Genomic DNA, 21,605 nt, shown 5'->3' on the forward strand with positions numbered 1-21,605 from the left:
TCTCATTGACGATTACATAGCTTGATAATTTGGACCGCCACCGCCTTCTGGTGGGGTCCATTTTATATTGGCTGATGGGTCTTTAATATCGCAAGTCTTGCAGTGCAGACAGTTACTGGCGTTGATTTGCAGCTGTTTGCGACCTCCCACCTCAATAATCTCATACACACCAGCAGGACAATAGCGCTGACTAGGCTCGTCAAACTGTGGAATATGGCTATCGGTGACCACATTGACATCGAGAAGTTGCAGATGACACGGTTGATTCTCTTCATGCTGGGTACCCGACAAATAGACGGATGAGGGTTTGTCAAAACTCAAGACGCCATCGGGTTTTGGGTAGCTAATGTTAGGAACGTTGGCTTTATGTGCTAACTGTGAATGATCGTCATTGGTATCAGTGACTGTCCAAGGAATCGGGCGTTTGAATAAACGGGTCCACACATTTTGCTCGAGCACATTGAGCATGCCCCCTAGAGGTTCGCCAAAACGATGCAAGTTAGCGCCAAAGTTTTGTGTGTCGCTGAGTTCTTGATGGAGCCAAGACGCTTCAAACAAGGTTTGATAATCCGCTTCATTATGCGCGCATCCCTTCGCGAGTTGCTGATAAACCGCCTCGGCAGATAACATGCCGGACTTCATTGCGGTATGAGTGCCTTTTATTTTGCCCATGTTCAGTGTGCCAGCGTCACAACCAATGAGCAGCCCTCCAGGGAATTGCTGTTTGGGGAGCGAACGAAGACCACCTTTAGCGATGGCTCTTGCACCAAACGAGATACGTTCTCCATCATGAAGGTATTTCGCAATGGCTGGGTGGTGCTTGAAGCGTTGAAATTCGTCAAAGGGACTTAGGTGAGGGTTGGTGTAATTAAGGTCGACAATAAGACCTACAGCGATTTGATGATTGTCCAAGTGGTAGACAAAGGTGCCTCCTGTGGTTTTAGAGTCGTGCAAGGGCCAACCGACGCCATGAATGACTTTGCCTTTGGCGTAGTGGGGCTGCTCATCGGGTAGTTGCCAAACTTCTTTGAATCCAAGAGCGTAATGCTGTGGCTGCTTGCCCTGATCGAGCTTAAATCTATGAATAAGTTCCTTGCCTAAATGGCCACGCGCACCTTCAGCGAAAATGGTGTACTTACCTTTTAATTCTATTCCTGCTTCAAACGTGCTTTTTTGTTTTCCTTGCTTATCTAATCCCATATCTGAAGTACAAACACCAACTACTGCGCCTGTATCTGAATAAAGAACGTTCTGCGCTGTAAAGCCAGGAAAGATTTCAACGCCAAGGCGTTCTGCCTGCTCTGCAAGCCATTGACACAACAAGCCAAGACTGATGATGTGATTCTCTTCGTTGTTGTGTAGGGTGGCTGGCGTCAGAAATGGCGGTATGTTTAGATGATTGTACTGGGTAGTTAGATAGATGAAGTCATCTTGCTGCACAGGATTGTTCACAGGTGCGTTTAGCGATTGCCAGTCAGGAATAAGCTCATCAAGCGCTCTGGTTTCAAACACTGCACCAGAGAGGATATGAGCCCCAATTTCGGCACCTTTCTCAATCACACATACCGATAGCTCTGAGTCGTTTTGCGTCGCAAGCTGTGTAAGATGGATGGCACAAGCAAGCCCCGCTGGGCCAGCTCCAACAATAACCACGTCAAATTCCATGCATTCTCTTTCCATGTTCACCACCTAATTTTACCAAATGGGCCCATTTCGGAACTCTACGTATAACTATAGTGCAGTTGACGTAAACGTAAACTTTACTAAGCTCAAATAATAACCATTAGGCTTGTTCGTTCTATTCAAGGAGTCGGTATGAAGGTGTTAGTTGCTGTAAAGCGTGTCGTTGATCCCTATGTGAAAGTTCGTGTCCTTAAAGATGGTAGTGGCGTTGAAACCGCTAACGTCAAAATGTCGCTGAATCCTTTCTGTGAGATTGCCGTGGAAGAAGCCATAAGACTTAAAGAGTCTGGCTCTGTAGACGAAGTAGTGGTTGTGAGTATTGGTGATAAGACAGTGCAAGAAACGTTGCGCAATGCCCTTGCTTTGGGAGCTGACAGAGCGATTCATATAGAAGCGGCAACATCACCTGAGCCTTTAGCTGTAGCAAAAATCTTGAAAGCGATGGTTGAGAAAGAACAGCCAACATTGGTTCTACTAGGTAAACAATCGATCGATACGGACAACAATCAAGTTACGCAAATGCTAGCGGCTTTGACGAGTAGACCTCAAGGAACGTTTGCCTCGCAAGTCATACTGTCGGGTGAGTATGTTGAAGTCACTAGAGAGATAGACGGGGGACTGGAGACCTTGAAGCTGACGTTACCAGCCATAATCAGTACCGATTTGAGGTTGAACGAGCCTCGTTATGCGTCCTTACCTAACATCATGAAGGCCAAGCGCAAGCAACTGGATGTTATCGATGTTGACTCATTGGGCGTGAACTTGAGTCCGAAACATCAGGTTTTGGAAGTCTTAGCTCCCAAAGCGCGTCCAGCAGGCGTGAAAGTCGCAACTGTAGATGAGTTGATCGATAAGTTAACGAATGAAGCAAAAGTACTTTAAGCCGGTGAGTATCAAGGAGAAAGGATTATGAATACGCAAATTCTTGTTATTGCAGAGCACGATAACCACAGCGTAGCGCTTGATACCTTTAAAACGCTATCCGCAGCAGCGCAAATAGGTGAAGACATTTCGGTGCTTGTCATGGGGTATCAATGCCAGGAGGTAATAGAGTGTATTGGCCAATGCGATATCGTCAAGCAGGTGATCGTCGCAGACAATGAACAATTTAGTCATTTACTTGCTGAGAATGGAGCACCAATAGCGGTGCAGCTTGCCAAAGACTTTACACATATTTTGGCTCCAGCGACGACATTTGGGAAAAATCTGCTGCCACGTATTGCTGCGCTGCTCGACGTCGGCCAGCTATCTGATGTAGTGGAAATTGTGACGGCAGATACGGTTATCCGTCCAATCTATGCCGGTAACGCGCTAGCGAAAGTGAAGTCGACAGAGGAAAAAATACTCATGACGATACGCGGTTCGGCGTTTGAAGCAGTGGGGCATGACCCCGCGAATCAAGCGACAGTGATAACGGTCGGCGGTCATGATGTTGGGAATGGTCTTTCTGCATTTGTCTCTCAACAACAAAATGAAAGTGAGCGCCCTGAATTGGCGGCTGCTCGTGTTGTTATTTCAGGTGGGCGTGGCGTAGGCAGTAAAGACAACTTTACTTTGGTGGAACAGCTCGCTGATAAACTCGGTGGTGCTATTGGTGCGTCGCGAGCTGCGGTTGATGCAGGGTTTGTTTCAAATGACCTGCAAGTTGGTCAGACGGGTAAAATAGTCGCACCGGATTTGTACATTGCTATCGGTATTTCAGGTGCAATCCAACATATGGCAGGGATGAAAGACTCTAAAGTGATCGTCGCGATAAACAGTGATCCTGAAGCGCCCATTTTCCAAGTTGCGGACTATGGATTAGTAGGGGATTTGTTTGACATTATGCCGGAGCTTATCGACAAAGTACCTTAAGAGCTTAGGTTAAAAACAAAGTCGCTACTTTGCTGTTAGGACAATTCCTACAGCGCGTATGAGGTTGGTTGTTACTCGATAATGTATTTCCAATATATTGAATAGTAAAGACTATTTTGCTCTTAAAAGTGAATTGGTAGAGAAGTTGCTTTTGGGTGCTAACTTTTTGTTATGAATATCGTTGATTTCGTATAGGATGCGCCACCCGCATTTTTTCGTCGGCAACGACTAGGCAAACATGTCCGCCAATTCTCTCTATACTGACCTTTCTGGTTACTACGACCTAATGTGTGTCGATATTGATTACCAAGCGCAGAGTCATAACGTAAAACGATTGCATCAATTGTTTGGAAACCAAGGAAATACTCATCTTGATTTAGCATGTGGCACTGGCCCTCATGTTCGTCACTTTATTGATTATGGTTATCAAAGTAGTGGTTTGGATATCAATCAACCTATGTTGGATTTCGCGTCGATTAGATGTCCGGAAGCTCAGTTTTCGCTACAAAATATGAGCGAATTTACTGTTACACAGCCACTTGATTTGATTACCTGTTTTCTCTATTCGATTCACTACTGTGACGGGATAGAAAGGCTTAAACAGTGCATCAATAGTGTATTTAATGCTCTGTCAGTCGGTGGCGTATTTTGCTTCAATGCGGTTGATAGGTTAAAAATCAATAACCATTCTTTTGTTCAGCATTCGGTAGAGAGCGAAGGCAGTAAATTTACGTTTCGTTCAGGTTGGTATTATGAAGGCCAAGGTGAATGTCAGGCGCTTAAGCTTAACATTGAAAAAAACACAGGTGACGAAACGCAAAGTTGGTTTGATGAACACCCGATGGTGGCTTTTACTATCCAAGAACTAAAAGCACTATTAGAACCGCTATTCGACGTACACCTGTTTGAACATGACTATGAAAAAATCACGCCTTGGGATCAGCAATCTGGCAATGTTCTAGCGGTATGCGTTAAGAAGTAACAGCATACAGTTAGGTTGCAGCGATAGTAAGAAAACCAAAGCTCGTTAAATATGCAACCTAGCTATCATATTGAACACCCTTAACTTGAAGCGAGTGCACTTCGCTTGCAGGATAATGCACTCTGTTTTAAGTCACTAAGGAATGTTTGATGGCTGGTATTACCGAGCTAGAGCAGTTATTGAGCTCTATGAGTCCATGTCTTCTCGAAGACGAAGTCGTATTCTGTCATGTGAAAGGGGCGCTTAAGGAATATACAAAACTCGAGTTGATTGCTACCTTCATTGAAGCGGAAGGCCTCACACTTGTCCTACCTAAAGCCGAAGCTGTCAAAGCGAAATTGAGTTTTGAGTCAGTATTTCAACAAATTACGCTTAATGTTCATTCTAGCCTTGACGCTGTAGGTCTAACCGCAGCCGTCGCCTCAAAATTGGCAGACAAAGGCATTAGTGCCAACGTTATTGCTGCCTACTATCACGACCATATTTTCGTGCCATCACTAGAAGCTCAAAAAGCTTTACTAGCTTTACAAGAGTTTAGTGACGACAAATCCAGCAATGATGGAGCATCTAATGACCGCTGCCATTAGAGCTAAAGCCGTTTGCCTTTTTCGACATAACGGAAAGGTGTTACTTGCAGAAGGTTACGACCCTGCAAAAGACCAGCACTACCTGAGCCCCGTTGGTGGTGGCATTGAGTTTGGTGAAACGTCGCTAGAGGCCGCTGAACGAGAAGTAAAAGAAGAAATCGGCGCAGATGTAACGTCCCTTGAACTTCTTGGCGTTAGTGAGAACCTCTTTACCTTCGATGGACGCTCTGGACATGAGATTGTGTTTGTCTATCAGGGGCGATTTGTTGATCAAGGTTACTATCAAAAGACGCATATCGATGGGATTGAAACTAATGGAGTGGAATTTGTCGTTAAATGGGTTGAAGAAAGCGAGCTACTGGCAGGAAAGATACCGATTTATCCAGAGGGTATCTCAGAGATGTTACCAACGTAAGGAATGAAAAGAAGAAAGGACGCTGTTTTGTATCAATTATATTATTACCCTAACAATGCGAGCTTGGCACCGCATCTTTTGCTTCATCATATGAAGCTTCCCTATGAACTGCTCTTGGTGGACAAAAAGGAGAAGGTTCAAAAGTCTGCAGATTATTTAAAGCTGAATCCTGCGGGACGAATTCCTACTCTTGTAGCGAACGGTCAGGCTATTTTTGAAAGTCCAGCGATTTGTATTCACCTTTGTGAAAGTCACCCCGAACACAAGCTGATTCCGGCGATTGGGAGTCCGTTGCGTCCGCAATTTTTTCAGTGGTTAACCTATTTAAACAATACACTGCAAGCCGAATTGATGGTGCGTTACTATCCACATCGTCATACCAATGATGATTCGACCATTCCCAATCTCTTGTCGGCCCAAGACGAGCGTATTGCAGAGGCGCTGGGCATTATTAATGATCAGCTTGAGGGTAACGAATACCTATTAGGTGCAAACATTTCTGCCTGTGATTATTTTTTATTTATGCTGGCAGAATGGTCACTCCCTGTAGAAAGAAATCCAATGACGTTTGCTCATTTGGCGGATTATCTACAAAGATTGTCTACTAACCCAACGATTAAAGCAGTCAGTGAAATAGAAGAAATAGACCTTTCTCCATTTATCAAAGGATATTACAAATAACGGGATAGCCGGATAGACTAATAAGGAATTACACATGAAACAAAGGACGTTTTCATCATGGCTGCATACTGAACTGCCAATCATTCAAGCGCCTATGGCCGGAGTGCAAGACAGTAAGCTTGCGATAGCAGTAAGCGAAGCTGGTGGTTTAGGCTCCATACCTTGTGGCATGCTTTCTAAAGAGCGTATTGTAGAAGAGTTAGAGTCCATTACATCAGCGACCGATAAACCATACAATCTTAATTTTTTCTGCCACTTAATGCCTAACTTTGATCAAGAACGCCAAGCTCAGTGGCGTAATCGACTTGCACCCTATTTTGAAGAGTTGAAACTCGATATTGCCATTCAACCTAGCATGGCAACGCGCATGCCATTTAGCGAGGATATCGCTGATGCTATTGAAGCATTTAAACCTCCTTACATCAGTTTCCATTTTGGGTTGCCGAACAAGGCTCTTTTAGAACGAGTAAAAAGCTGGGGGACATGTATTTTGTCTTCGGCGACTACCGTCGAAGAGGCGGTTTGGTTAGAGACAAACGGGGCGGATGCGATTATTGCTCAAGGAGTGGAAGCGGGCGGTCATAGGGGAATGTTCCTAACGGATGATCTTGATACTCAATTACCGGTCGAAGATCTTATCAAGGAAATTGTTGATAATGTTACTGTACCCGTCGTGGCGGCTGGAGGCATCAGCACTGCTGACAAGGTTGAGCACGCGTTTAACATAGGTGCTGAGGTAGTTCAGGTGGGGACCGCATTTCTATTGTGCGATGAGGCCACGACATCGACGTTACATCGTGATGCTATCAAAAGCACTCAGTCTCAGCATACTGCAATTACCAATGTATACTCGGGCCGACCGGCACGAGGAATAGTCAATCGTGCAATGAGGGAGCTTGGTTTTGTAACACAGGAAGCACCGCAATTTCCCTATGCGTCTATCGATATCACGCAGCTCAGAGGACAGGCAGAGCAGCAAGGTAGCGCAGACTTCTCACCGCTTTGGTGTGGAGAAAGCACTGACGGTTGTAAAGAAGTATCGGCAGAAAAGATACTCAGAGATCTCGCTAGAGTCTGAGTAATTAACGTAATATTGCGATAAACCTTATTTATTCATAAACCATGGCTATTAATAAACCCGAATTACTATAGAGAAACCACAATGGATTACGACCAATTCAACGAATTTTGCGGCGCTTTCCCTGCGACCAGTCATGTTATTCAATGGGGTGATGCTCATGTCTGGAAGGTCGGTGGCAAAGTCTTCGCTATTGGGGGCTGGAACAAAGAGAGCGGGGCAGCGTTTACTTTCAAAACGTCGGATTTGAATTTTGATTTTCTTAGTGACAGTGAAGGCTATCGGCCTGCGCCATACTTTGCGAGTCGTGGAATGAAGTGGATACAGCAGGTGGAGACGTCAGGTCGACTTGACGAAGAATTACAATATTACCTTAAAGAATCATATCGGTTGGTGGCGTTAGGTCTAAGTAAGAAAAAACGTGGTGAGCTAGGTATCGTGATTGACGACTAACTCACCCCGTTTAACGTTTAGTCAATAGTTGGCTGCTGCAGGTGTTCAACCAGTACTTTGACGAATCGCGCCGCTTCGCCACCAGTACAGGCTCTATGATCGAATGTGATCGACAAAGGTAGCGCTTTGATGACTATTGGCTGGCCGTCTTGTAAAACTAGTTTCTCGATAATTCGACCAGCTCCTACGATAGCGACTTGAGGCGGTGAGACGACAGGGGTCGCGAAAATTCCAGCAATGGCACCAAAGTTCGACAGTGTTATCGTCGCGTGTTGTAGTTGTTCTCTGCCTATTCGCCTGGCTCGAATGCCCTCTACAGTGTCATTTAACCAATGGCGAATTCCTTGTTGGTCAAAGCTGTCGGCGTTTCTGAGTACAGGGACATACAATCCATGGCTACTATCTACCGCGATTCCGATATTCACTTTGCTATGAACACAACGAGTCATTGTATCGGCATCAAACCATGCGTTTAAAGCCGGTTCTTTTTGGCAAGCAAACACAACAGCTTTAATTAAACGGCCGGAGATATCCTCTTTTTGTGACCAATTGGACAACAACGCTTCTTCAGTGATCGTCACAGAAGCAACGTTGTGATGTGACTCCGCCATAGTGCCGACCATGGTGCGTCTTGCACCTTTAAGCACTTCCGTTCCGGGTGTCTGTCGGTCGAGTTCGTTGTAAATATCTGTGTCAGTGATAACACCGTCATGTCCGCTTCCTTTCACCTTTAATAGGTCAACACCGAGCTTCTTAGCGAGAAGCCGAGCAGACGGCATCGCCGTGACTGTTTGTTCTGAGTTTGAATGATGAGCAGGCCCAACCCAAAAGTCATCAACTTCAACGTGGTGTGTGTGATTTGACACATTGCCAACAACGGTTGCTGCATCGCTTGATGTGGCTTTAGAGTGGGTGGCAGACGCTTCCGTGACCACTTCTTCAATCTCAATCAGCAAACTGCCGATGTTGATGACGTCACCTTCCTCCCCATGACGGCTGACGATTTTCCCACTGTAAGGTGCTGGCACTTCTACAACGGCTTTCGCGGTTTCGACGGTTAAGATCACCTGATCAACGTCTACATGTTCACCAACGTTAACATGCCATTGAACAATTTCAGACTCAGCGAGTCCTTCCCCTAAATCTGGTAATAAAAATGACTTCATTTCCAGCCCTCCACAAGTTCGCGTGCGGCAAGTGTGATGTCTTGTTCTTGAATTAAGAAATAGTCTTCGTTTTTGTAATATGGCATAACGGTGTCGAGCCCAGTAACACGCCTAGGTGGGGCTTTGAGAAGACACATAGAATGTTCGGAAACTCGAGTAATGATCTCCGCTCCGACACCACAGCTTTGGCTTGCTTCATGGACGACAAGTAAACGCCCGGTTTTTTCCAGTGATTTAATAATGGTGTCCATATCGAGAGGCTTTATACTCGCGAGATCGATGACTTCTGCTTCAATTCCTTGTTCCGAAAGCGATTGGGCGGCTTGCAGGGTTTCAACTACACAAGCTCCCCAAGTGACGACCGTGAGATCTCGTCCTTTTCTTAGTGTGTAGCAGGTATCAAGAGGCAGAGCTTGTCCATCGTTTACTACGGGTGATTTGACTGTTCGATAGATTCGCTTTGGCTCGAAAAACATTACAGGGTCGTTACTACGAATCGCAGCTAGCAGAAGTCCGTATGCTCGTTGAGGAGAGGAGGGAACGACGACCTTTAATCCAGGAATATGAGCAAACAGGGTTTCGATGCTTTCAGAATGATGCTCAGGGGCGTGTATGCCGCCACCAAACGGTGCCCGAAATACCGCAGGGCAGGTTAACCGACCTCTAGTGCGGTTTCTCATTCTTGCAGCATGACAGATGAGGTGTTCCATCGCAGGAAAGACAAAGCCCTGAAATTGAAATTCCGCAATAGGTCTTAACCCTTGTGTTGCCATGCCAACTGCAACACCTCCTATTAGGGCTTCGGCAAGAGGAGTATCAATCACCCTTCTTAATCCAAATTTCTCTTTTAAACCGACAGTAGCGCGAAACACACCGCCGTTGTCTCCAACGTCTTCGCCTAGTAGCACGACGTTGTTGTCGTGCTCCATTTCATAATGAAGTGCCAAGTTAACCGCTTCAATGAGCGTGATTTCGGGAGTTTGTTGATTAATCATGTTTGCCTCCCTGTATTCGCAACGTCTTATTAATCAGCGTATCTCTTTGTGGTGCTAGTTCGCTTGGCGGGGCTTCGTAGAGATAATCGAATGCCGACTCTGGTGGTTGAGGTGGGGTGGCTAAATAGCGAGTAACAGCCTCTTCAACGATGGTTTTGGCTTCTTGAACCAGTAACTGTTCCTGTTCATCAGACCAAAGGCTGCGCGCGATTAGATAGGATTTCAGACGTTTTATTGGTTCATAGTCCCACGCTTGTTGTAGCTCTGAATCACTACGGTAACGACTAGCATCATCAGCGGTAGTATGGTCACTTAGTCGATAGCTGATAGCTTCAATCAAAGTGGCTCCTTTTCCTTTTCTAGCTCGATCGACCGCTTGTAAAACGGTGTCATACATCGCAATAACATCGTTGCCGTCTACTGTCAGGCCGGGTAATCCTGCTCCAACCGCTTTGTCTGCTAAAAATTCTGCGCCACATTGTAGCGAGCGAGGGACGGAAATCGCCCATTGGTTATTGTTGACGACAAAAATCAAAGGAATGTTCCATGCACCAGCACAGTTGAGTGATTCCAAGAAGTCGCCTTTAGATGTGGCTCCATCTCCACAAGTTACCAAAGCGACATCGTGCTTCCCCTTAATTTTTAACGCGGACGCCACTCCTACGGCATGAGTGCATTGTGTGGCGATAGGAACGCAGAAGGGAAGATCGGTGCATGGTGAGCCATCATCAAATTCGAAATCACTGCCTCGCTCATCGCCTCCCCAGTATTGGAGGTTTTTCTCTATAGCGATACCACGAACCCAGAGAGCGGGCATATCACGGTAATAAGGAACAAAGACGTCTGATCTTGTGAGAGCGTGACCGATGGCGATACCGATGGCTTCTGCGCCAAGATGGGAAGGGTAGGTACCAAGTTTGCCGGTTCGCTGAAGAGCAACGGCTTTTGCATCGTATGTTCTCGCAACTACCATGTCGCGATAGAACTGAAGTAAGGTGTTCTCATCTGCCCAGTGGGGCAACGGCTTAACGAGATTACCTTGGTAGTCGATAAAACGATGCATGGGTAATGCTTGTACGTTCATCTCGAACTCCTTTTCGCACGCTCTGATAAGAGCTAGTGCTAGAAAATCCCAGGGTACAACCTTGATTTTTGTTTTCAGACATGATGGTAATCGTCTGAAGACAAAAGAATCATTGATACTATAAGTGTAATCAAATTGTTAAAAAGTGCCGCATTTAGATGCCCTGATACTAGTAAAATTAACCTTACAGGGGTACTTATGTGAATTAATATATGGAATTGAAAATCAAATCTGGGGATATCGACTGGTTTTGAACGAGCGCGATTGTTTGGTGTGATATATGTCACTGGTATTACCTGTTGTAATTTCATGTAGAGGTTGGGCAACTACAACAGGTTTTCTGACATATGTGGGTCTTGAGCTCTAGATCTCTTCACATAGTTCGAGTGGTAGACCGTCAGGATCTTGGAAAAACGTAAAACGCTTACCAGTGTATTCGTCAATTCGTATTGGTTCTACGTCAATATCATTTGCTTTTAGATAATCGACAATTTGCTCTAGTTTGGTGACATTAAATGCTAAATGTCTTAAACCCATAGCTTCTGGAAAGCTAGGACGTTCAGGAGCTCCAGGGAAAGTGAACAGCTCAAGTTGCGTGCCATCAGGTAAGGCGAGATCTAGTTTATAGGAGTCTCGATGTTCGCGATAGTTCTCGTCGATGATTTCCAGCTTTAGTATGTTGACATAAAAGTGTTTCGACTTTGCGTAGTCGGAACAAATGATGGCGGTGTGATGGATCCCATTAAGCATTTTGTCTTCCGTCGTTAATTGGTTAGCTTGGATGGCAGTTCCTTGACGACATAGTCAATAAACACGCGTAAGCGGGCCGGCATATACTTGGTTTGTGCGTATTGGAGTGCAACGGCTCCATGGTAGTTACTCTTGATGGTCCAATCCGAGAGGACGGGCACAACACTGCCATCTTCTATGGCTTCAGAAATAACAAAATCATGAAATATTCCGATGCCGAGACCTTGTTTAACGCCATGGAGGCGCATCTGAGAGTGGTTGATGGCATAGCGTCCTGCTACTTTCACAGTATGAAACTCATCGTCTTTGAGAAAATCCCAAGTGTTGTCGCGTTCCGTTTCAGCAAGATAGAGGCAGTCATGTTTCTCAAGATCACTTGGTGTATAGGGCAGTCCACGCTTAGCAATGTAATCGGGACTGGCACACAGTACGAGGTTGGTTGGTCCTAACTCTTTCATAACGAGGTTTTCGTCTGGTTTGTCAGTAAGCTTGAATGCAACGTCGATGCCCATGCGCAACAGGTCGATTTCGCCATCAACGGCGCGAACTTTCAATTGAATCTCCGGATATCGCACTAGAAAGGGAGTAATAAAAGGTTGTAATACTGAGTTAAGAAACGCTTCCGGTGCGGCGACAGTAATAGATCCGCTTGGCTCAGTATGGTCGGATTGAGAGACGTCAATGGCCTGTTGTGCCGCGTTCACCATTAACACACTTTGGTCGTAAACCTTTTGCCCAGCCTGAGTGATAACCAACTTTCGCGTGGTGCGCTCAAACAACTTTGCCGATAGTGCACTTTCGAGACGAGTAATGGTTTTAGATAGCGCGGATGGCGTGACCCCCAGCTTTTTTGCCGCAGCGGTAAAGCTGCCTTCGTTTACCACCAAAATAAAAGACGCGAGGTCAGGTAGTAAACTCAATAACTTATGGCTGAACATTATTGTTGCCTCAGATTCACTAATGGTTTTCCATCTTAAGGGATAATCGTTTGCACCACAATGAACTAAAATGATTCCAATCTAGATATAAGGCGAATCAATACGCTGTAAATATCACCTCCCTACATAACCTATTGATAAATAGGATAGAAAAAGGAATCCACTATGTCTTCTGCGTTTTATAAGCAAATCCAAGAGCAAATTGAAGAAGTAAAAGCTGAAGGACTTTACAAGTCTGAGCGCATTATCACTTCTCAACAACAAGCGGCTGTTGAAATCTCAACAGGTGAAGAAGTACTAAACTTCTGCGCGAACAACTATCTTGGCCTTGCAAACCATCCTGCACTTATCGACGCTGGTAAAGCGGGCATGGATAAAAACGGCTTTGGTATGGCTTCAGTTCGTTTTATCTGTGGTACTCAAGACATTCACAAAGAACTTGAGCAGAAACTGTCTACATTCCTAGGTAAAGAAGACACTATCCTTTACACATCATGCTTCGATGCAAACACAGGTTTGTTCGAAACTATCTTGGGTAAAGAAGATGCCATCATTTCTGATGCGCTAAACCACGCTTCTATCATTGATGGTGTCCGTTTGTGTAAAGCAATGCGTTACCGTTACTCTAATAACAATATGGAAGAGCTTGAGCAGCAACTGATCGCTGCTAACGAAGCAGGTGCTCGCCATAAGCTAATCGTAACTGACGGTGTATTCTCGATGGACGGTGTGGTTGCAAACCTTCCTGCAATCTGCGATTTGGCAGATAAGTACGATGCACTAGTGATGGTTGATGACTCTCACGCAGTTGGCTTTATGGGTAAGAACGGCGCGGGTACACATGAGTTCCACGACGTTGTAGACCGTATCGACATTATCACTGGTACGCTAGGTAAAGCGATGGGTGGTGCGTCAGGCGGCTATACTTCTGGTAAGAAAGAAGTGATTGACTGGTTACGTCAGCGTTCACGTCCATACCTGTTCTCTAACTCTGTAGCACCAGCTATCGTAAATGCCTCTATCCGTGTTCTAGATTTGCTACAAGAGAGTGGTGACCTACGTGAACGCCTATGGGAGAACGCCTCTCATTTCCGTACTCGTATGGAAGGTGCTGGTTTCACTATGGGTGGTGCCGATCATGCAATCATTCCAATCATGCTAGGCGACGCAAAAGTGGCTGCAGAGTTTGCTGAGCGTGCGTTAGCGAAAGGTATCTACGTTATTGGTTTCTCTTTCCCAGTAGTACCTAAGGGCCAAGCTCGTATTCGTACTCAAATGTCTGCGGCTCATTCTCGTGAGCAACTTGACCGCGCTATCGATGCATTCATCGAAGTTGGCAAGGATATGGGTCTTATCTAAGGTTTTTAGGGTTTCAGGTTAAGAACCTGAAACCTGTCTTTAAGGTTACATTATGAAAATTAAAGCGCTATCTAAGCTAAAGCCTGAGCAAGGCATTTGGATGACCGAAGTGGACAAGCCTGAACTTGGTCACAACGACATTCTAATTCGTATTAAGAAAACGGCAATTTGTGGTACTGATGTACACATCTATAACTGGGATGAGTGGTCACAAAACACGATTCCGGTTCCTATGGTTGTCGGTCACGAATATGTAGGTGAAGTAGTTGGTATTGGCCAAGAAGTTCGTGGTTTCGAAATTGGCGACCGCGTATCTGGCGAGGGCCACATTACTTGCGGACACTGCCGTAACTGCCGTGGCGGTCGTACTCACCTATGCCGCAACACAGTTGGTGTTGGTGTAAACCGCACTGGTGCGTTCTCTGAATACTTGGTTATTCCAGCGTTCAATGCGTTTAAGATCCCTGAAGGTATCTCTGACGATCTAGCATCTATTTTTGACCCGTTCGGAAACGCAGTTCACACTGCGCTGTCTTTTGACCTAGTTGGTGAAGATGTACTGATTACAGGCGCTGGCCCTATCGGTATTATGGCTGCTGCGGTTGCCAAGCATGTAGGTGCGCGCCACGTAGTTATTACTGACGTTAACGAATACCGTTTAGATCTTGCAAGACAGATGGGTGTAACACGTGCCGTAAACGTTGCGAAAGAAAACCTAAAAGATGTGATGGCAGAACTAGGCATGACTGAAGGCTTCGATGTAGGTCTTGAAATGTCTGGTGTTCAAGCGGCATTTAGTTCAATGCTTGAAACCATGAACCACGGTGGTCGTATCGCACTACTAGGTATTCCACCATCAGACATGGGTATCGATTGGAACCAAGTGATCTTCAAAGGTCTGGTGATCAAAGGTATCTACGGCCGTGAAATGTTCGAAACATGGTATAAGATGGCAAGCTTGATTCAATCTGGCTTAGATCTGACGCCAATTATCACTCACCATTATAAGATTGATGATTTCCAAGAAGGCTTCGACGTCATGCGCAGCGGGCAGTCTGGAAAAGTTATTCTCGATTGGGAATAACTTTAAGGCATATTGTGAAATAAAAGAGCCAGAGATAATTCTCTGGCTCTTTTATTTAATAAATAGCGACTAATTGTTTTGCTCTTTATCTCTATTTTCGTAGTAGTCCCAAACGGTGTAACGTTCGTCGTCAGAGATAACGCAATAAGGTACACGTTTACCTTCTTCTGAGAATCTTTCTAATTTATGTCCTTGCTCAACGCAGTAAACATAAGCAGGGTCACTTTCAACCGTTATTTCGTCTACATCATATTTATCTGGCTCGCTCGCACAACCAGCCATAACTCCCACCGCTAATGCGCCAATCACCCATTGTAACTTTTTCATTCTTTCTCCTAGTTGGAATTCACGCTTTGAGTTAAGTGTAGGAGATTTCAAAGGAAAAGTGTTTTGATTGAGTCAAATTATTCAATATTTTATGAGAATGACCGGTCAATTGTCGTTTCGTTCCCAAAATTCCTACAAACGGTGCTTCATTGATTAAATAAGAACAAAAACGGTGAGTATGAAACTCACCGTTTAGTCGCTTCGAAGCGCTAAATATACTTGTTACCTTCACCAAAACGGTAGATAAGTCGAGTTCCCCATAGTTGGTCTCGAGCACCAGAATTACGATGGTAAGCGTATTTCCAGTCAGCCTGCAGAGACCAATTGGCATTGAGGGAATAGTGAACACCAGTGCCAATGTTCCATTGTAGCTTTTTAGTATCGCGGTCTTTATCCAACATGGCTTCACCTACGCCAGCATTTAAATAAGGTTTAAATGCGCTGCCGGGCATAAAGTAGTACTGAACATCTAAGCTATAGTTCTCATAGATGTGCTTTTCGTTGCTTACCGTCGAGTCATAATTTCCTTGCATATAGCCTAAGCGAGTAGAAAACTGCTCTGTGAAGTACAAGCCCAATGTAAAGGCAGGAGCAAAGTCGTTTTTCAGGTTACGTTCGTTATCCAATTGCGGATACGCAAAGCCGGCACTCACACCAACGATACCGTAGGTAACGGGGTCGTCTGTGTACTGGTGGTAGTTCTTTTTCTGTCTACGTTTAAGGCTGTCATCCGTTTCACCTGCACCAAAGGCATAGTTAACTTGCATTTGGTACTTAGTCTCTACTTCACCATTGCGCATGACATTGGAATGAACGCCGACGAAACCAGTACCAGCTTTAATTACTTCGCGCCCTGCAATGTTGTTTACGCCTCGCCCCAGACTATCGACAGGGTCTAGGAAGAACAAAGCTGTTGAACCTAGGGCATCAGAACCCCAAACAGTTCCTCCTCGTAAGCGAATTTCTTTTTCTTTGTTGAATGCCCATTCACCATATACCCAGCCAAGGGTAGGGGTAACAACCAAATCTTGAATTGATGGGATCTCTGCAAAGGCTTCGATACCATATTCCCAATAAAAGGTGGACATAAGTGTGGAATACATAAACGCATCCCATTGTCTATAACCAGATTTCCGAGCAGCTTGGTAATAAACACCACCAAAATAAGGGTGTCCGATGTAGTTGATAATGTGGTCATCGCGATCCCAGACAGGACCCGATCGCACGTTATCCCACCACTTATTCATTAACTGGACATCATCTTTTTCCCAGTTAGTAATAGATTCGGGCATCAGTGCTAAAACACCAGCCACACCAACGCCATACGCAAAAATAGACTTAGTTTGAGACCAAAGTCTTTCACTGTCTTCGCCATTCTGAGGGTTAAAGAGAGACACACGATATGGAGAATCATAAAAGTTTGTTGGGTTGTCTGACTCATTTGCTATACGTAATTCTTCAAAACTGCTGTTAGTAGATATGGAACGGTATCCAAGGCTATTCAGTTGTGAAGACTGAGTTGAGTTAAACTCTGAGTCAGATAATTTCTGATCTTCAGCGATGGCTTGTTGAACAAAATCTTGCTGAGAAATAGCAGGACTATGATTATCAGAGGACAATGTGTCATCTTGAGCGAAAGTCGTTGGAACGCCGACTAAGATAGATAATGCGATTAGCGATTTTTGAAGTTTCATATTGTAAGAGGAACTTGGCAAACGAATTTATAATATTAGTTGCTTAAGGTCCCTTTAAGCGAGGGAGCAATAATACAGCGTTCATTTATGTTAGTCGCTTATTTAGTCAGGGCAAAACTGTGTCTAAGTGTAAAAGAATGTTTTTGTGATAGACTTCTCGCAATATTTCATAGGTTAGCAGGTTACAAGTGAGACAAATTACCACGGCTATTCATCCTGATATAGAACATCTCGATGATAAAAAAATCATCAAACGTAATGCAACTCGCGCAATTGCGATTGACGGTGAAAACATTTTGCTGCTGTTTACGGAGCGTTATCATGACTATTCTCTTCCAGGAGGTGGATTAGATGAAGGTGAGGACGTTATCGCAGGTATGCTGAGAGAGCTAGAAGAAGAAACGGGTGCTCAAAATATCCATTCAATTAAGCCGTTTGGAATATATGAAGAATTTCGTCCATGGTATAAAGATGATGCAGATGTAATGCATATGATTTCTTACTGTTATTCATGCAAAGTCGACCGAGAGCTTGGCGCGACTGCTTACGAAGATTATGAAGTAAAGAATGGTATGAAAGCGGTTTGGATAAACATCCACGAGGCAATCGCCTTTAATGAAAAGACCATGGCAGAAAGCGATAGAAAAGGGATGAGCATCGAAAGGGAAACCTACTTGCTACACTTGATCGCAAAAGAAATGCTATAGAGTTTAAGGGATTACACAATGAAATTGATGACTAAAGACGACAATTTCTTTTTCTTGCTTGGTTCTCTACTGGTATTGTTTTTCTTAAGTGCTGTCGTTCATCAGTTCAAAGATGATGCGCAAGACTATGTTCTCGCACTACTCATTCTTTGTATGAGTACGTCGATTGTCGGCGTACATAGAAAACAGACCTTTTATCGATCTTGGTACGCTGTAATGATAACCGTGGTCGTGATTTCAGGTAGTATCTCTATTTTTGAAGACTATGACCTTTCATTAGTCACTATGTTTGCGATGTTGTTCTTCGTTTTAGCGCAAACCTTTTCCGCTTTGAAGCAGGTGATGACACCTAAAAAAGTCACACTGAATCAGATTGTGGGCTCTATATGCGTTTACTTGCTCTTTGGCTTATCGTTTGCGTTTATATACCTGATACAGCTTGAACTGTTTGTTGAACCCTTTAACGGCTTGGAAGCAAAACCATGGCTGGATAACCTTTTCGAAGTCATCTATTTTAGTTTTATCACACTAACGACTGTTGGCTACGGTGACATCTCACCGGCACTTGCTATTCCCAAGTTTTTCGTTTTTCTAGAATCGATTACAGGCAGCTTCTATTTAGCGATAATGGTCGCCAGTTTAGTGAGTAGCCATCTTTCCCAAAAAGAAATCCACTAGTACTTAGATAGAGCAGCGACTGGCTGCTCTTTTCATTTCAGCCTGTCTCATTGGCATTGCATCAATAGTTTCCTTTACTAGGGCCCAATCTGTTTTTGCTCCCCAGCGCAGTTTTTCCGAGCCATCTTTACCAATTAGAACAGCTGCATGCTCACCCTTATTAATTCCATACATTTTGATAAGTGTTGCGTAATCAAAAGTCTCTTTTACCCACGCAGGGGAGGAGAACCCGTCCTCGGTAATAACCAGAGTGACAACATCTCTTTCATCTAACGAGCATTCATTAGTAAGTGTACCCAACAAAAACTCTTTCACTTTGTCGTCGTTGCTAGGTGCAAAGTACATCACGCTTCGATGCGACATATCGTAATGAACCTCTTCAGAGTGTCTAGACCCATATTCTGGATAACCACAGGCGGTGCCGCTCAACAATGTCAACAGAGCGATTAGTCCAACATTTTTCATCGTTACCTCCTAGAGCTATCTCAAACGGTTATACGTTAAGTTTAGCAATTGAGTTTTCTATTGCTAAAACAATCAAACATGAATTCTGGTATCATGGACGGCAAATTGATAAAGATGTTTATTATGGAATCAATAGCGATATTTGTAGATGTACAAAATGTCTACTACACCACCCGTCAGGCGTTCGGTCGCCGATTTGACTACAATGCGCTTTGGGCTAAGCTGAGCCAAAGTTATCGAATTGACATTGCAAGAGCCTACGCTATTTCGTCAACTGACCCTAAGCAGAGGCAATTTCATCACATTCTAAGAGGTATTGGTTTTAATGTTCAGCTAAAGCCCTTTATTCAGCGTTTAGATGGCAGCGCAAAAGGAGATTGGGATGTAGGGTTGGCTTTGGATGTGTACGAAACCGCAAATAGCGTAGATAGAATCGTCTTGATATCTGGAGATGGTGATTTTCAAGTTTTGGTGGAACGTATTCAGCAGAGGTTTAACACCAAAGTTACGGTAGCAGGTGTGAGATCGTTGACGGCCAATAACCTAATCCAAGCAGCTGACGACTATATTGAAATTGATTCTGATTTGTTGATAGGTCAATAGAATGAAAAGCAACCTTCTCAATGGCGCACTAGCCACAGAATTCAAGACAGTTTCTGCGATGATGCGCATTTATTGCAAAAAGCATCATGGAAGCGATGAGTTGTGTGAAGATTGCAAATCATTGCTGGTCTACGCTGAGACGAAACTGGATCGTTGCCCATATGGTGAGTCCAAGCCTACGTGTAACAAGTGTCCGATACACTGTTATAAACCAGAACCTAAAGCTCAGATGAAAGAAGTCATGGTTTATTCTGGACCAAGAATGTTACTGCCACACCCGATCTTATCAATTCGACACCTTTTACACGAGAGAAGAGAGGTTCCTAAGAAGCCCGAGGCGGGGCAGTCTAATCGAGCGAAGCGTAAAGTTAAGTAAGCGCGTTGGATAGCTAATGGAATTATGAGCCTGCGAGCGCAATAACGTGTGAAACAAGGACACCCAATGTTAAATGATTGCGCAGAGTCGAGTAGGTTGAAGGGAAGGATGAACTTGCCGTAGATAACTTGACTTTTTCTACGGCCCAAACACAGATATACCCCACCATTGATACTACTAATGCTAGCTGAAACTGTTGTGGAGCAATCAAAATAACCAGCCAAGCCATCAAACAAATCAGATTGCTGAGTAAAAGCATAGGCAGCGACAATGGTTGGTTTTCGCCAGACAAGGCATGTGACCACAGAATGCCACACAAAAAGCTCAATATAATCCCACTGTACGCGATGAAGACTATTCTGGTATTTATGCCGAAAAGTTCTGCATTGGCATTAAAACTAGCGATACAAAGCGCAAAGGGGATTAATCCGAGATAACCCAACCAGTTCATCATCTTTACAAGTTGGAGTCGCTCCTTAGCAATCATAGTAGCTTCCTATTATTACTTGAATATCAACAAGTTTAAGACGAGAAACACTAAGATGCTAACTATTGTCGTTAATAAAACATTTTTGGTTACCCATGCCATAGCAACAGCAAACGTTGCGGCGAGCATATAAGGTAAGTTATCTGCAAGTGACAACTCTCCATGAGGTAGAAATACTATAGGCCCCCAAATAGCGGTTAGAACAGCAGGACTCGCGTAACTTAAAAATCGCTGAGCAGAACTACTCAACCGCAACGGTACTTTAGGTTCTAAGAACAAATAACGACTTATAAATACTACGGCGGTCAACACTAAAATAACTAAATACGTCATCGTTTGAGTCTCTCTTCACTCACATAACCCACTGTCATTCCAATTAGGCTTGCCAATACTAAACCCATACCAATATCAAGCGCGGCAAACGCGACAGATGCCAAAAGAGCTGACAATGCTGCTAGGAAAATTGGCGTCGTTTTTATGTTTGGCACTACAATAGCGATGAACGTTGCCGCTACCGCGAACTCTAAACCGTATTGCTGTAAATCTGGTATTTGGGATCCTATGACGATACCGACGAAGGTAGCGATATTCCATATCAAATAAAATGATAGTCCCGCTCCGAGTGCGTACCAACGATCAAACTTTTTAGGATCGTGGTGGCCGCAAAGAGCGAAAAGCTCATCAGTGAGCAAGAAACCGAGCACGACTCGCCAACGTAACGGTAAGACAGAAATATGGTTTCTCATTGAGAGGCCATATAAAAAATGTCGAGAGGTAATAAAGAAAATGGTGATGACCATAGCCAACAAGGTCGCGCCGGACTTAATCATACCCATAGCAACAAGTTGAGCCGCTCCTGCAAAAAGAATTGCGCTCATCGCTTGTCCTTCTAGTGGTGATAAACCAGAATCGATCGCAAATGAACCGGCTAGAAAACCCCATGGTACTACCGCTAGACTAAGCGGCATCATCGCTATAGTTCCTCGGGTGAGCCTCTTGAATTTGGTTTTAGAACTTTCCATATAACACTCCTTTGTAAGCAAGAGATTGTATTTGTAATGTCAATTTTCAAGTGTGTAGATATATGAAATCAAAATTATTTTTGTATTTGACGACCTGATAATATCTTGCTCCCCTTAATATTATTAGAGCTCTATCT

26 protein-coding genes are annotated in these 21,605 nt (G+C 44.3%); 14 read left to right on the top strand and 12 right to left on the bottom strand.

Annotated elements, in window-relative coordinates; translation table 11 throughout:
• Positions 1 to 12: 12 nt before the first annotated feature.
• Positions 13 to 1,680, bottom strand: coding sequence for an electron transfer flavoprotein-ubiquinone oxidoreductase (locus JKJ11_RS18585; RefSeq protein ID WP_252039736.1), 1,668 nt, complete (start codon positions 1,678 to 1,680; stop codon positions 13 to 15).
• Positions 1,681 to 1,815: 135 nt separating this feature from the next.
• On the opposite strand from JKJ11_RS18585, the gene JKJ11_RS18590 reads away from it, so the two are divergent.
• The 8 genes from JKJ11_RS18590 (at position 1,816) to JKJ11_RS18625 (ending at position 7,733) form a co-directional block, all read left to right on the top strand.
• Positions 1,816 to 2,565 (top strand): electron transfer flavoprotein subunit beta/FixA family protein, encoded by a 750-nt coding sequence (locus JKJ11_RS18590; protein ID WP_252039737.1) that lies wholly within the window; start codon positions 1,816 to 1,818, stop codon positions 2,563 to 2,565.
• A gap of 27 nt (positions 2,566 to 2,592) precedes the next feature.
• Complete coding sequence (locus JKJ11_RS18595; protein WP_252039738.1) at positions 2,593 to 3,537, top strand: electron transfer flavoprotein subunit alpha/FixB family protein; 945 nt, start codon at positions 2,593 to 2,595, stop codon at positions 3,535 to 3,537.
• 238 nt (positions 3,538 to 3,775) lie between these two features.
• The gene (locus JKJ11_RS18600) at positions 3,776 to 4,519 is read left to right on the top strand and encodes a class I SAM-dependent DNA methyltransferase (protein ID WP_006074350.1); all 744 of its coding nucleotides are present in this window, start codon (positions 3,776 to 3,778) and stop codon (positions 4,517 to 4,519) included.
• A gap of 149 nt (positions 4,520 to 4,668) precedes the next feature.
• Positions 4,669 to 5,106, top strand: coding sequence for an ACT domain-containing protein (locus JKJ11_RS18605; protein ID WP_006074349.1), 438 nt, complete (start codon positions 4,669 to 4,671; stop codon positions 5,104 to 5,106).
• Positions 5,090 to 5,521, top strand: coding sequence for an NUDIX hydrolase (locus JKJ11_RS18610; protein WP_252039739.1), 432 nt, complete (start codon positions 5,090 to 5,092; stop codon positions 5,519 to 5,521). The genes JKJ11_RS18605 and JKJ11_RS18610 overlap by 17 nt, the downstream gene beginning before the upstream one ends.
• Positions 5,522 to 5,548: 27 nt before the next feature.
• Complete coding sequence (locus JKJ11_RS18615; RefSeq protein ID WP_252040012.1) at positions 5,549 to 6,202, top strand: glutathione S-transferase family protein; 654 nt, start codon at positions 5,549 to 5,551, stop codon at positions 6,200 to 6,202.
• A 34-nt stretch (positions 6,203 to 6,236) separates the two neighbouring features.
• Positions 6,237 to 7,280: an NAD(P)H-dependent flavin oxidoreductase gene (locus JKJ11_RS18620; RefSeq protein ID WP_252039740.1), complete on the top strand. Its 1,044-nt coding sequence runs from the start codon at positions 6,237 to 6,239 to the stop codon at positions 7,278 to 7,280.
• An 84-nt stretch (positions 7,281 to 7,364) separates the two neighbouring features.
• Positions 7,365 to 7,733: an MmcQ/YjbR family DNA-binding protein gene (locus tag JKJ11_RS18625; protein ID WP_006074345.1), complete on the top strand. Its 369-nt coding sequence runs from the start codon at positions 7,365 to 7,367 to the stop codon at positions 7,731 to 7,733.
• Positions 7,734 to 7,750: 17 nt separating this feature from the next.
• Here JKJ11_RS18625 and JKJ11_RS18630 read toward each other — a convergent pair whose 3' ends face one another.
• The 5 genes from JKJ11_RS18630 to JKJ11_RS18650 form a co-directional block, all read right to left on the bottom strand.
• Positions 7,751 to 8,899: a dihydrolipoamide acetyltransferase family protein gene (locus tag JKJ11_RS18630; protein WP_031493776.1), complete on the bottom strand. Its 1,149-nt coding sequence runs from the start codon at positions 8,897 to 8,899 to the stop codon at positions 7,751 to 7,753.
• Positions 8,896 to 9,894 carry an alpha-ketoacid dehydrogenase subunit beta gene (locus tag JKJ11_RS18635; protein WP_252039741.1) on the bottom strand — a complete coding sequence of 333 codons (999 nt, stop codon included), beginning with the start codon at positions 9,892 to 9,894 and terminating at the stop codon, positions 8,896 to 8,898. The genes JKJ11_RS18630 and JKJ11_RS18635 overlap by 4 nt, the downstream gene beginning before the upstream one ends.
• Positions 9,887 to 10,978, bottom strand: a complete 1,092-nt coding sequence (pdhA, locus tag JKJ11_RS18640) for a pyruvate dehydrogenase (acetyl-transferring) E1 component subunit alpha (protein WP_252039742.1) — start codon at positions 10,976 to 10,978, stop codon at positions 9,887 to 9,889. Before pdhA ends, JKJ11_RS18635 begins: the two co-directional genes overlap by 8 nt.
• A gap of 363 nt (positions 10,979 to 11,341) precedes the next feature.
• On the bottom strand, positions 11,342 to 11,728 hold the full coding sequence (gloA2, locus tag JKJ11_RS18645) for an SMU1112c/YaeR family gloxylase I-like metalloprotein (protein ID WP_006074341.1): 387 nt from the start codon (positions 11,726 to 11,728) through the stop codon (positions 11,342 to 11,344).
• Between the two features lie 14 nt (positions 11,729 to 11,742).
• Positions 11,743 to 12,666, bottom strand: a complete 924-nt coding sequence (locus tag JKJ11_RS18650) for a LysR family transcriptional regulator (RefSeq protein ID WP_252039743.1) — start codon at positions 12,664 to 12,666, stop codon at positions 11,743 to 11,745.
• Between the two features lie 165 nt (positions 12,667 to 12,831).
• Here JKJ11_RS18650 and JKJ11_RS18655 point away from each other — a divergent pair, with 165 nt between their 5' ends.
• Positions 12,832 to 14,025 carry a glycine C-acetyltransferase gene (locus JKJ11_RS18655; RefSeq protein WP_252039744.1) on the top strand — a complete coding sequence of 398 codons (1,194 nt, stop codon included), beginning with the start codon at positions 12,832 to 12,834 and terminating at the stop codon, positions 14,023 to 14,025.
• A 52-nt stretch (positions 14,026 to 14,077) separates the two neighbouring features.
• A complete protein-coding gene (gene tdh / locus JKJ11_RS18660; protein ID WP_006072830.1) occupies positions 14,078 to 15,109 on the top strand; it encodes an L-threonine 3-dehydrogenase in 1,032 nt (343 codons plus the stop codon).
• A gap of 69 nt (positions 15,110 to 15,178) precedes the next feature.
• On the opposite strand, the gene JKJ11_RS18665 is transcribed toward tdh, so the two are convergent.
• On the bottom strand, positions 15,179 to 15,436 hold the full coding sequence (locus tag JKJ11_RS18665) for a putative hemolysin (RefSeq protein WP_006072829.1): 258 nt from the start codon (positions 15,434 to 15,436) through the stop codon (positions 15,179 to 15,181).
• A 209-nt stretch (positions 15,437 to 15,645) separates the two neighbouring features.
• Entirely contained in the window at positions 15,646 to 17,130 is a 1,485-nt protein-coding gene (locus JKJ11_RS18670) for a DUF3943 domain-containing protein (protein ID WP_006072828.1), read from the bottom strand.
• Between the two features lie 188 nt (positions 17,131 to 17,318).
• Here JKJ11_RS18670 and JKJ11_RS18675 point away from each other — a divergent pair, with 188 nt between their 5' ends.
• A complete protein-coding gene (locus JKJ11_RS18675; RefSeq protein ID WP_252039745.1) occupies positions 17,319 to 17,837 on the top strand; it encodes an NUDIX hydrolase in 519 nt (172 codons plus the stop codon).
• 18 nt (positions 17,838 to 17,855) lie between these two features.
• On the top strand, positions 17,856 to 18,515 hold the full coding sequence (locus tag JKJ11_RS18680; RefSeq protein ID WP_006072826.1) for a potassium channel family protein: 660 nt from the start codon (positions 17,856 to 17,858) through the stop codon (positions 18,513 to 18,515).
• A 3-nt stretch (positions 18,516 to 18,518) separates the two neighbouring features.
• Here the strand turns inward: JKJ11_RS18680 and JKJ11_RS18685 are convergent, their stop codons facing one another.
• On the bottom strand, positions 18,519 to 18,980 hold the full coding sequence (locus JKJ11_RS18685; RefSeq protein ID WP_124942051.1) for a DUF4174 domain-containing protein: 462 nt from the start codon (positions 18,978 to 18,980) through the stop codon (positions 18,519 to 18,521).
• 123 nt (positions 18,981 to 19,103) lie between these two features.
• On the opposite strand from JKJ11_RS18685, the gene JKJ11_RS18690 reads away from it, so the two are divergent.
• Together JKJ11_RS18690 and JKJ11_RS18695 are read left to right on the top strand one after the other, a co-directional pair.
• Positions 19,104 to 19,583 (top strand): LabA-like NYN domain-containing protein, encoded by a 480-nt coding sequence (locus JKJ11_RS18690; protein WP_031496709.1) that lies wholly within the window; start codon positions 19,104 to 19,106, stop codon positions 19,581 to 19,583.
• Position 19,584: 1 nt separating this feature from the next.
• On the top strand, positions 19,585 to 19,959 hold the full coding sequence (locus JKJ11_RS18695) for a nitrous oxide-stimulated promoter family protein (protein ID WP_252039746.1): 375 nt from the start codon (positions 19,585 to 19,587) through the stop codon (positions 19,957 to 19,959).
• 22 nt (positions 19,960 to 19,981) lie between these two features.
• On the opposite strand, the gene JKJ11_RS18700 is transcribed toward JKJ11_RS18695, so the two are convergent.
• Genes JKJ11_RS18700 through JKJ11_RS18710 form a run of 3 tightly spaced genes read right to left on the bottom strand, consistent with a single transcriptional unit; the run spans position 19,982 to position 21,468 of the window.
• Complete coding sequence (locus JKJ11_RS18700) at positions 19,982 to 20,446, bottom strand: DUF3429 domain-containing protein (protein ID WP_236110372.1); 465 nt, start codon at positions 20,444 to 20,446, stop codon at positions 19,982 to 19,984.
• 15 nt (positions 20,447 to 20,461) lie between these two features.
• A complete protein-coding gene (locus tag JKJ11_RS18705) occupies positions 20,462 to 20,779 on the bottom strand; it encodes an AzlD domain-containing protein (RefSeq protein WP_006072821.1) in 318 nt (105 codons plus the stop codon).
• Positions 20,776 to 21,468: an AzlC family ABC transporter permease gene (locus tag JKJ11_RS18710; protein ID WP_252039747.1), complete on the bottom strand. Its 693-nt coding sequence runs from the start codon at positions 21,466 to 21,468 to the stop codon at positions 20,776 to 20,778. Before JKJ11_RS18710 ends, JKJ11_RS18705 begins: the two co-directional genes overlap by 4 nt.
• Between the last annotated feature and the right edge of the window lie 137 nt (positions 21,469 to 21,605).

The sequence above is a fragment of the Vibrio sp. SCSIO 43133 genome, assembly GCF_023716845.1.
Taxonomy (GTDB): domain Bacteria; phylum Pseudomonadota; class Gammaproteobacteria; order Enterobacterales; family Vibrionaceae; genus Vibrio; species Vibrio mediterranei.

Coding starts and splice junctions, on each gene's coding strand:
- JKJ11_RS18585 (WP_252039736.1), bottom strand. CDS start 1,680: ATGGAAAGAGAATGCATGGAATTTGACGTGGTTATTGTTGGAGCTGGC.
- JKJ11_RS18590 (WP_252039737.1), top strand. CDS start 1,816: ATGAAGGTGTTAGTTGCTGTAAAGCGTGTCGTTGATCCCTATGTGAAA.
- JKJ11_RS18595 (WP_252039738.1), top strand. CDS start 2,593: ATGAATACGCAAATTCTTGTTATTGCAGAGCACGATAACCACAGCGTA.
- JKJ11_RS18600 (WP_006074350.1), top strand. CDS start 3,776: ATGTCCGCCAATTCTCTCTATACTGACCTTTCTGGTTACTACGACCTA.
- JKJ11_RS18605 (WP_006074349.1), top strand. CDS start 4,669: ATGGCTGGTATTACCGAGCTAGAGCAGTTATTGAGCTCTATGAGTCCA.
- JKJ11_RS18610 (WP_252039739.1), top strand. CDS start 5,090: ATGACCGCTGCCATTAGAGCTAAAGCCGTTTGCCTTTTTCGACATAAC.
- JKJ11_RS18620 (WP_252039740.1), top strand. CDS start 6,237: ATGAAACAAAGGACGTTTTCATCATGGCTGCATACTGAACTGCCAATC.
- JKJ11_RS18625 (WP_006074345.1), top strand. CDS start 7,365: ATGGATTACGACCAATTCAACGAATTTTGCGGCGCTTTCCCTGCGACC.
- JKJ11_RS18630 (WP_031493776.1), bottom strand. CDS start 8,899: ATGAAGTCATTTTTATTACCAGATTTAGGGGAAGGACTCGCTGAGTCT.
- JKJ11_RS18635 (WP_252039741.1), bottom strand. CDS start 9,894: ATGATTAATCAACAAACTCCCGAAATCACGCTCATTGAAGCGGTTAAC.
- pdhA (WP_252039742.1), bottom strand. CDS start 10,978: ATGAACGTACAAGCATTACCCATGCATCGTTTTATCGACTACCAAGGT.
- gloA2 (WP_006074341.1), bottom strand. CDS start 11,728: ATGCTTAATGGGATCCATCACACCGCCATCATTTGTTCCGACTACGCA.
- JKJ11_RS18650 (WP_252039743.1), bottom strand. CDS start 12,666: ATGTTCAGCCATAAGTTATTGAGTTTACTACCTGACCTCGCGTCTTTT.
- JKJ11_RS18655 (WP_252039744.1), top strand. CDS start 12,832: ATGTCTTCTGCGTTTTATAAGCAAATCCAAGAGCAAATTGAAGAAGTA.
- tdh (WP_006072830.1), top strand. CDS start 14,078: ATGAAAATTAAAGCGCTATCTAAGCTAAAGCCTGAGCAAGGCATTTGG.
- JKJ11_RS18665 (WP_006072829.1), bottom strand. CDS start 15,436: ATGAAAAAGTTACAATGGGTGATTGGCGCATTAGCGGTGGGAGTTATG.
- JKJ11_RS18670 (WP_006072828.1), bottom strand. CDS start 17,130: ATGAAACTTCAAAAATCGCTAATCGCATTATCTATCTTAGTCGGCGTT.
- JKJ11_RS18680 (WP_006072826.1), top strand. CDS start 17,856: ATGAAATTGATGACTAAAGACGACAATTTCTTTTTCTTGCTTGGTTCT.
- JKJ11_RS18685 (WP_124942051.1), bottom strand. CDS start 18,980: ATGAAAAATGTTGGACTAATCGCTCTGTTGACATTGTTGAGCGGCACC.
- JKJ11_RS18690 (WP_031496709.1), top strand. CDS start 19,104: ATGGAATCAATAGCGATATTTGTAGATGTACAAAATGTCTACTACACC.
- JKJ11_RS18695 (WP_252039746.1), top strand. CDS start 19,585: ATGAAAAGCAACCTTCTCAATGGCGCACTAGCCACAGAATTCAAGACA.
- JKJ11_RS18700 (WP_236110372.1), bottom strand. CDS start 20,446: ATGATTGCTAAGGAGCGACTCCAACTTGTAAAGATGATGAACTGGTTG.
- JKJ11_RS18705 (WP_006072821.1), bottom strand. CDS start 20,779: ATGACGTATTTAGTTATTTTAGTGTTGACCGCCGTAGTATTTATAAGT.
- JKJ11_RS18710 (WP_252039747.1), bottom strand. CDS start 21,468: ATGGAAAGTTCTAAAACCAAATTCAAGAGGCTCACCCGAGGAACTATA.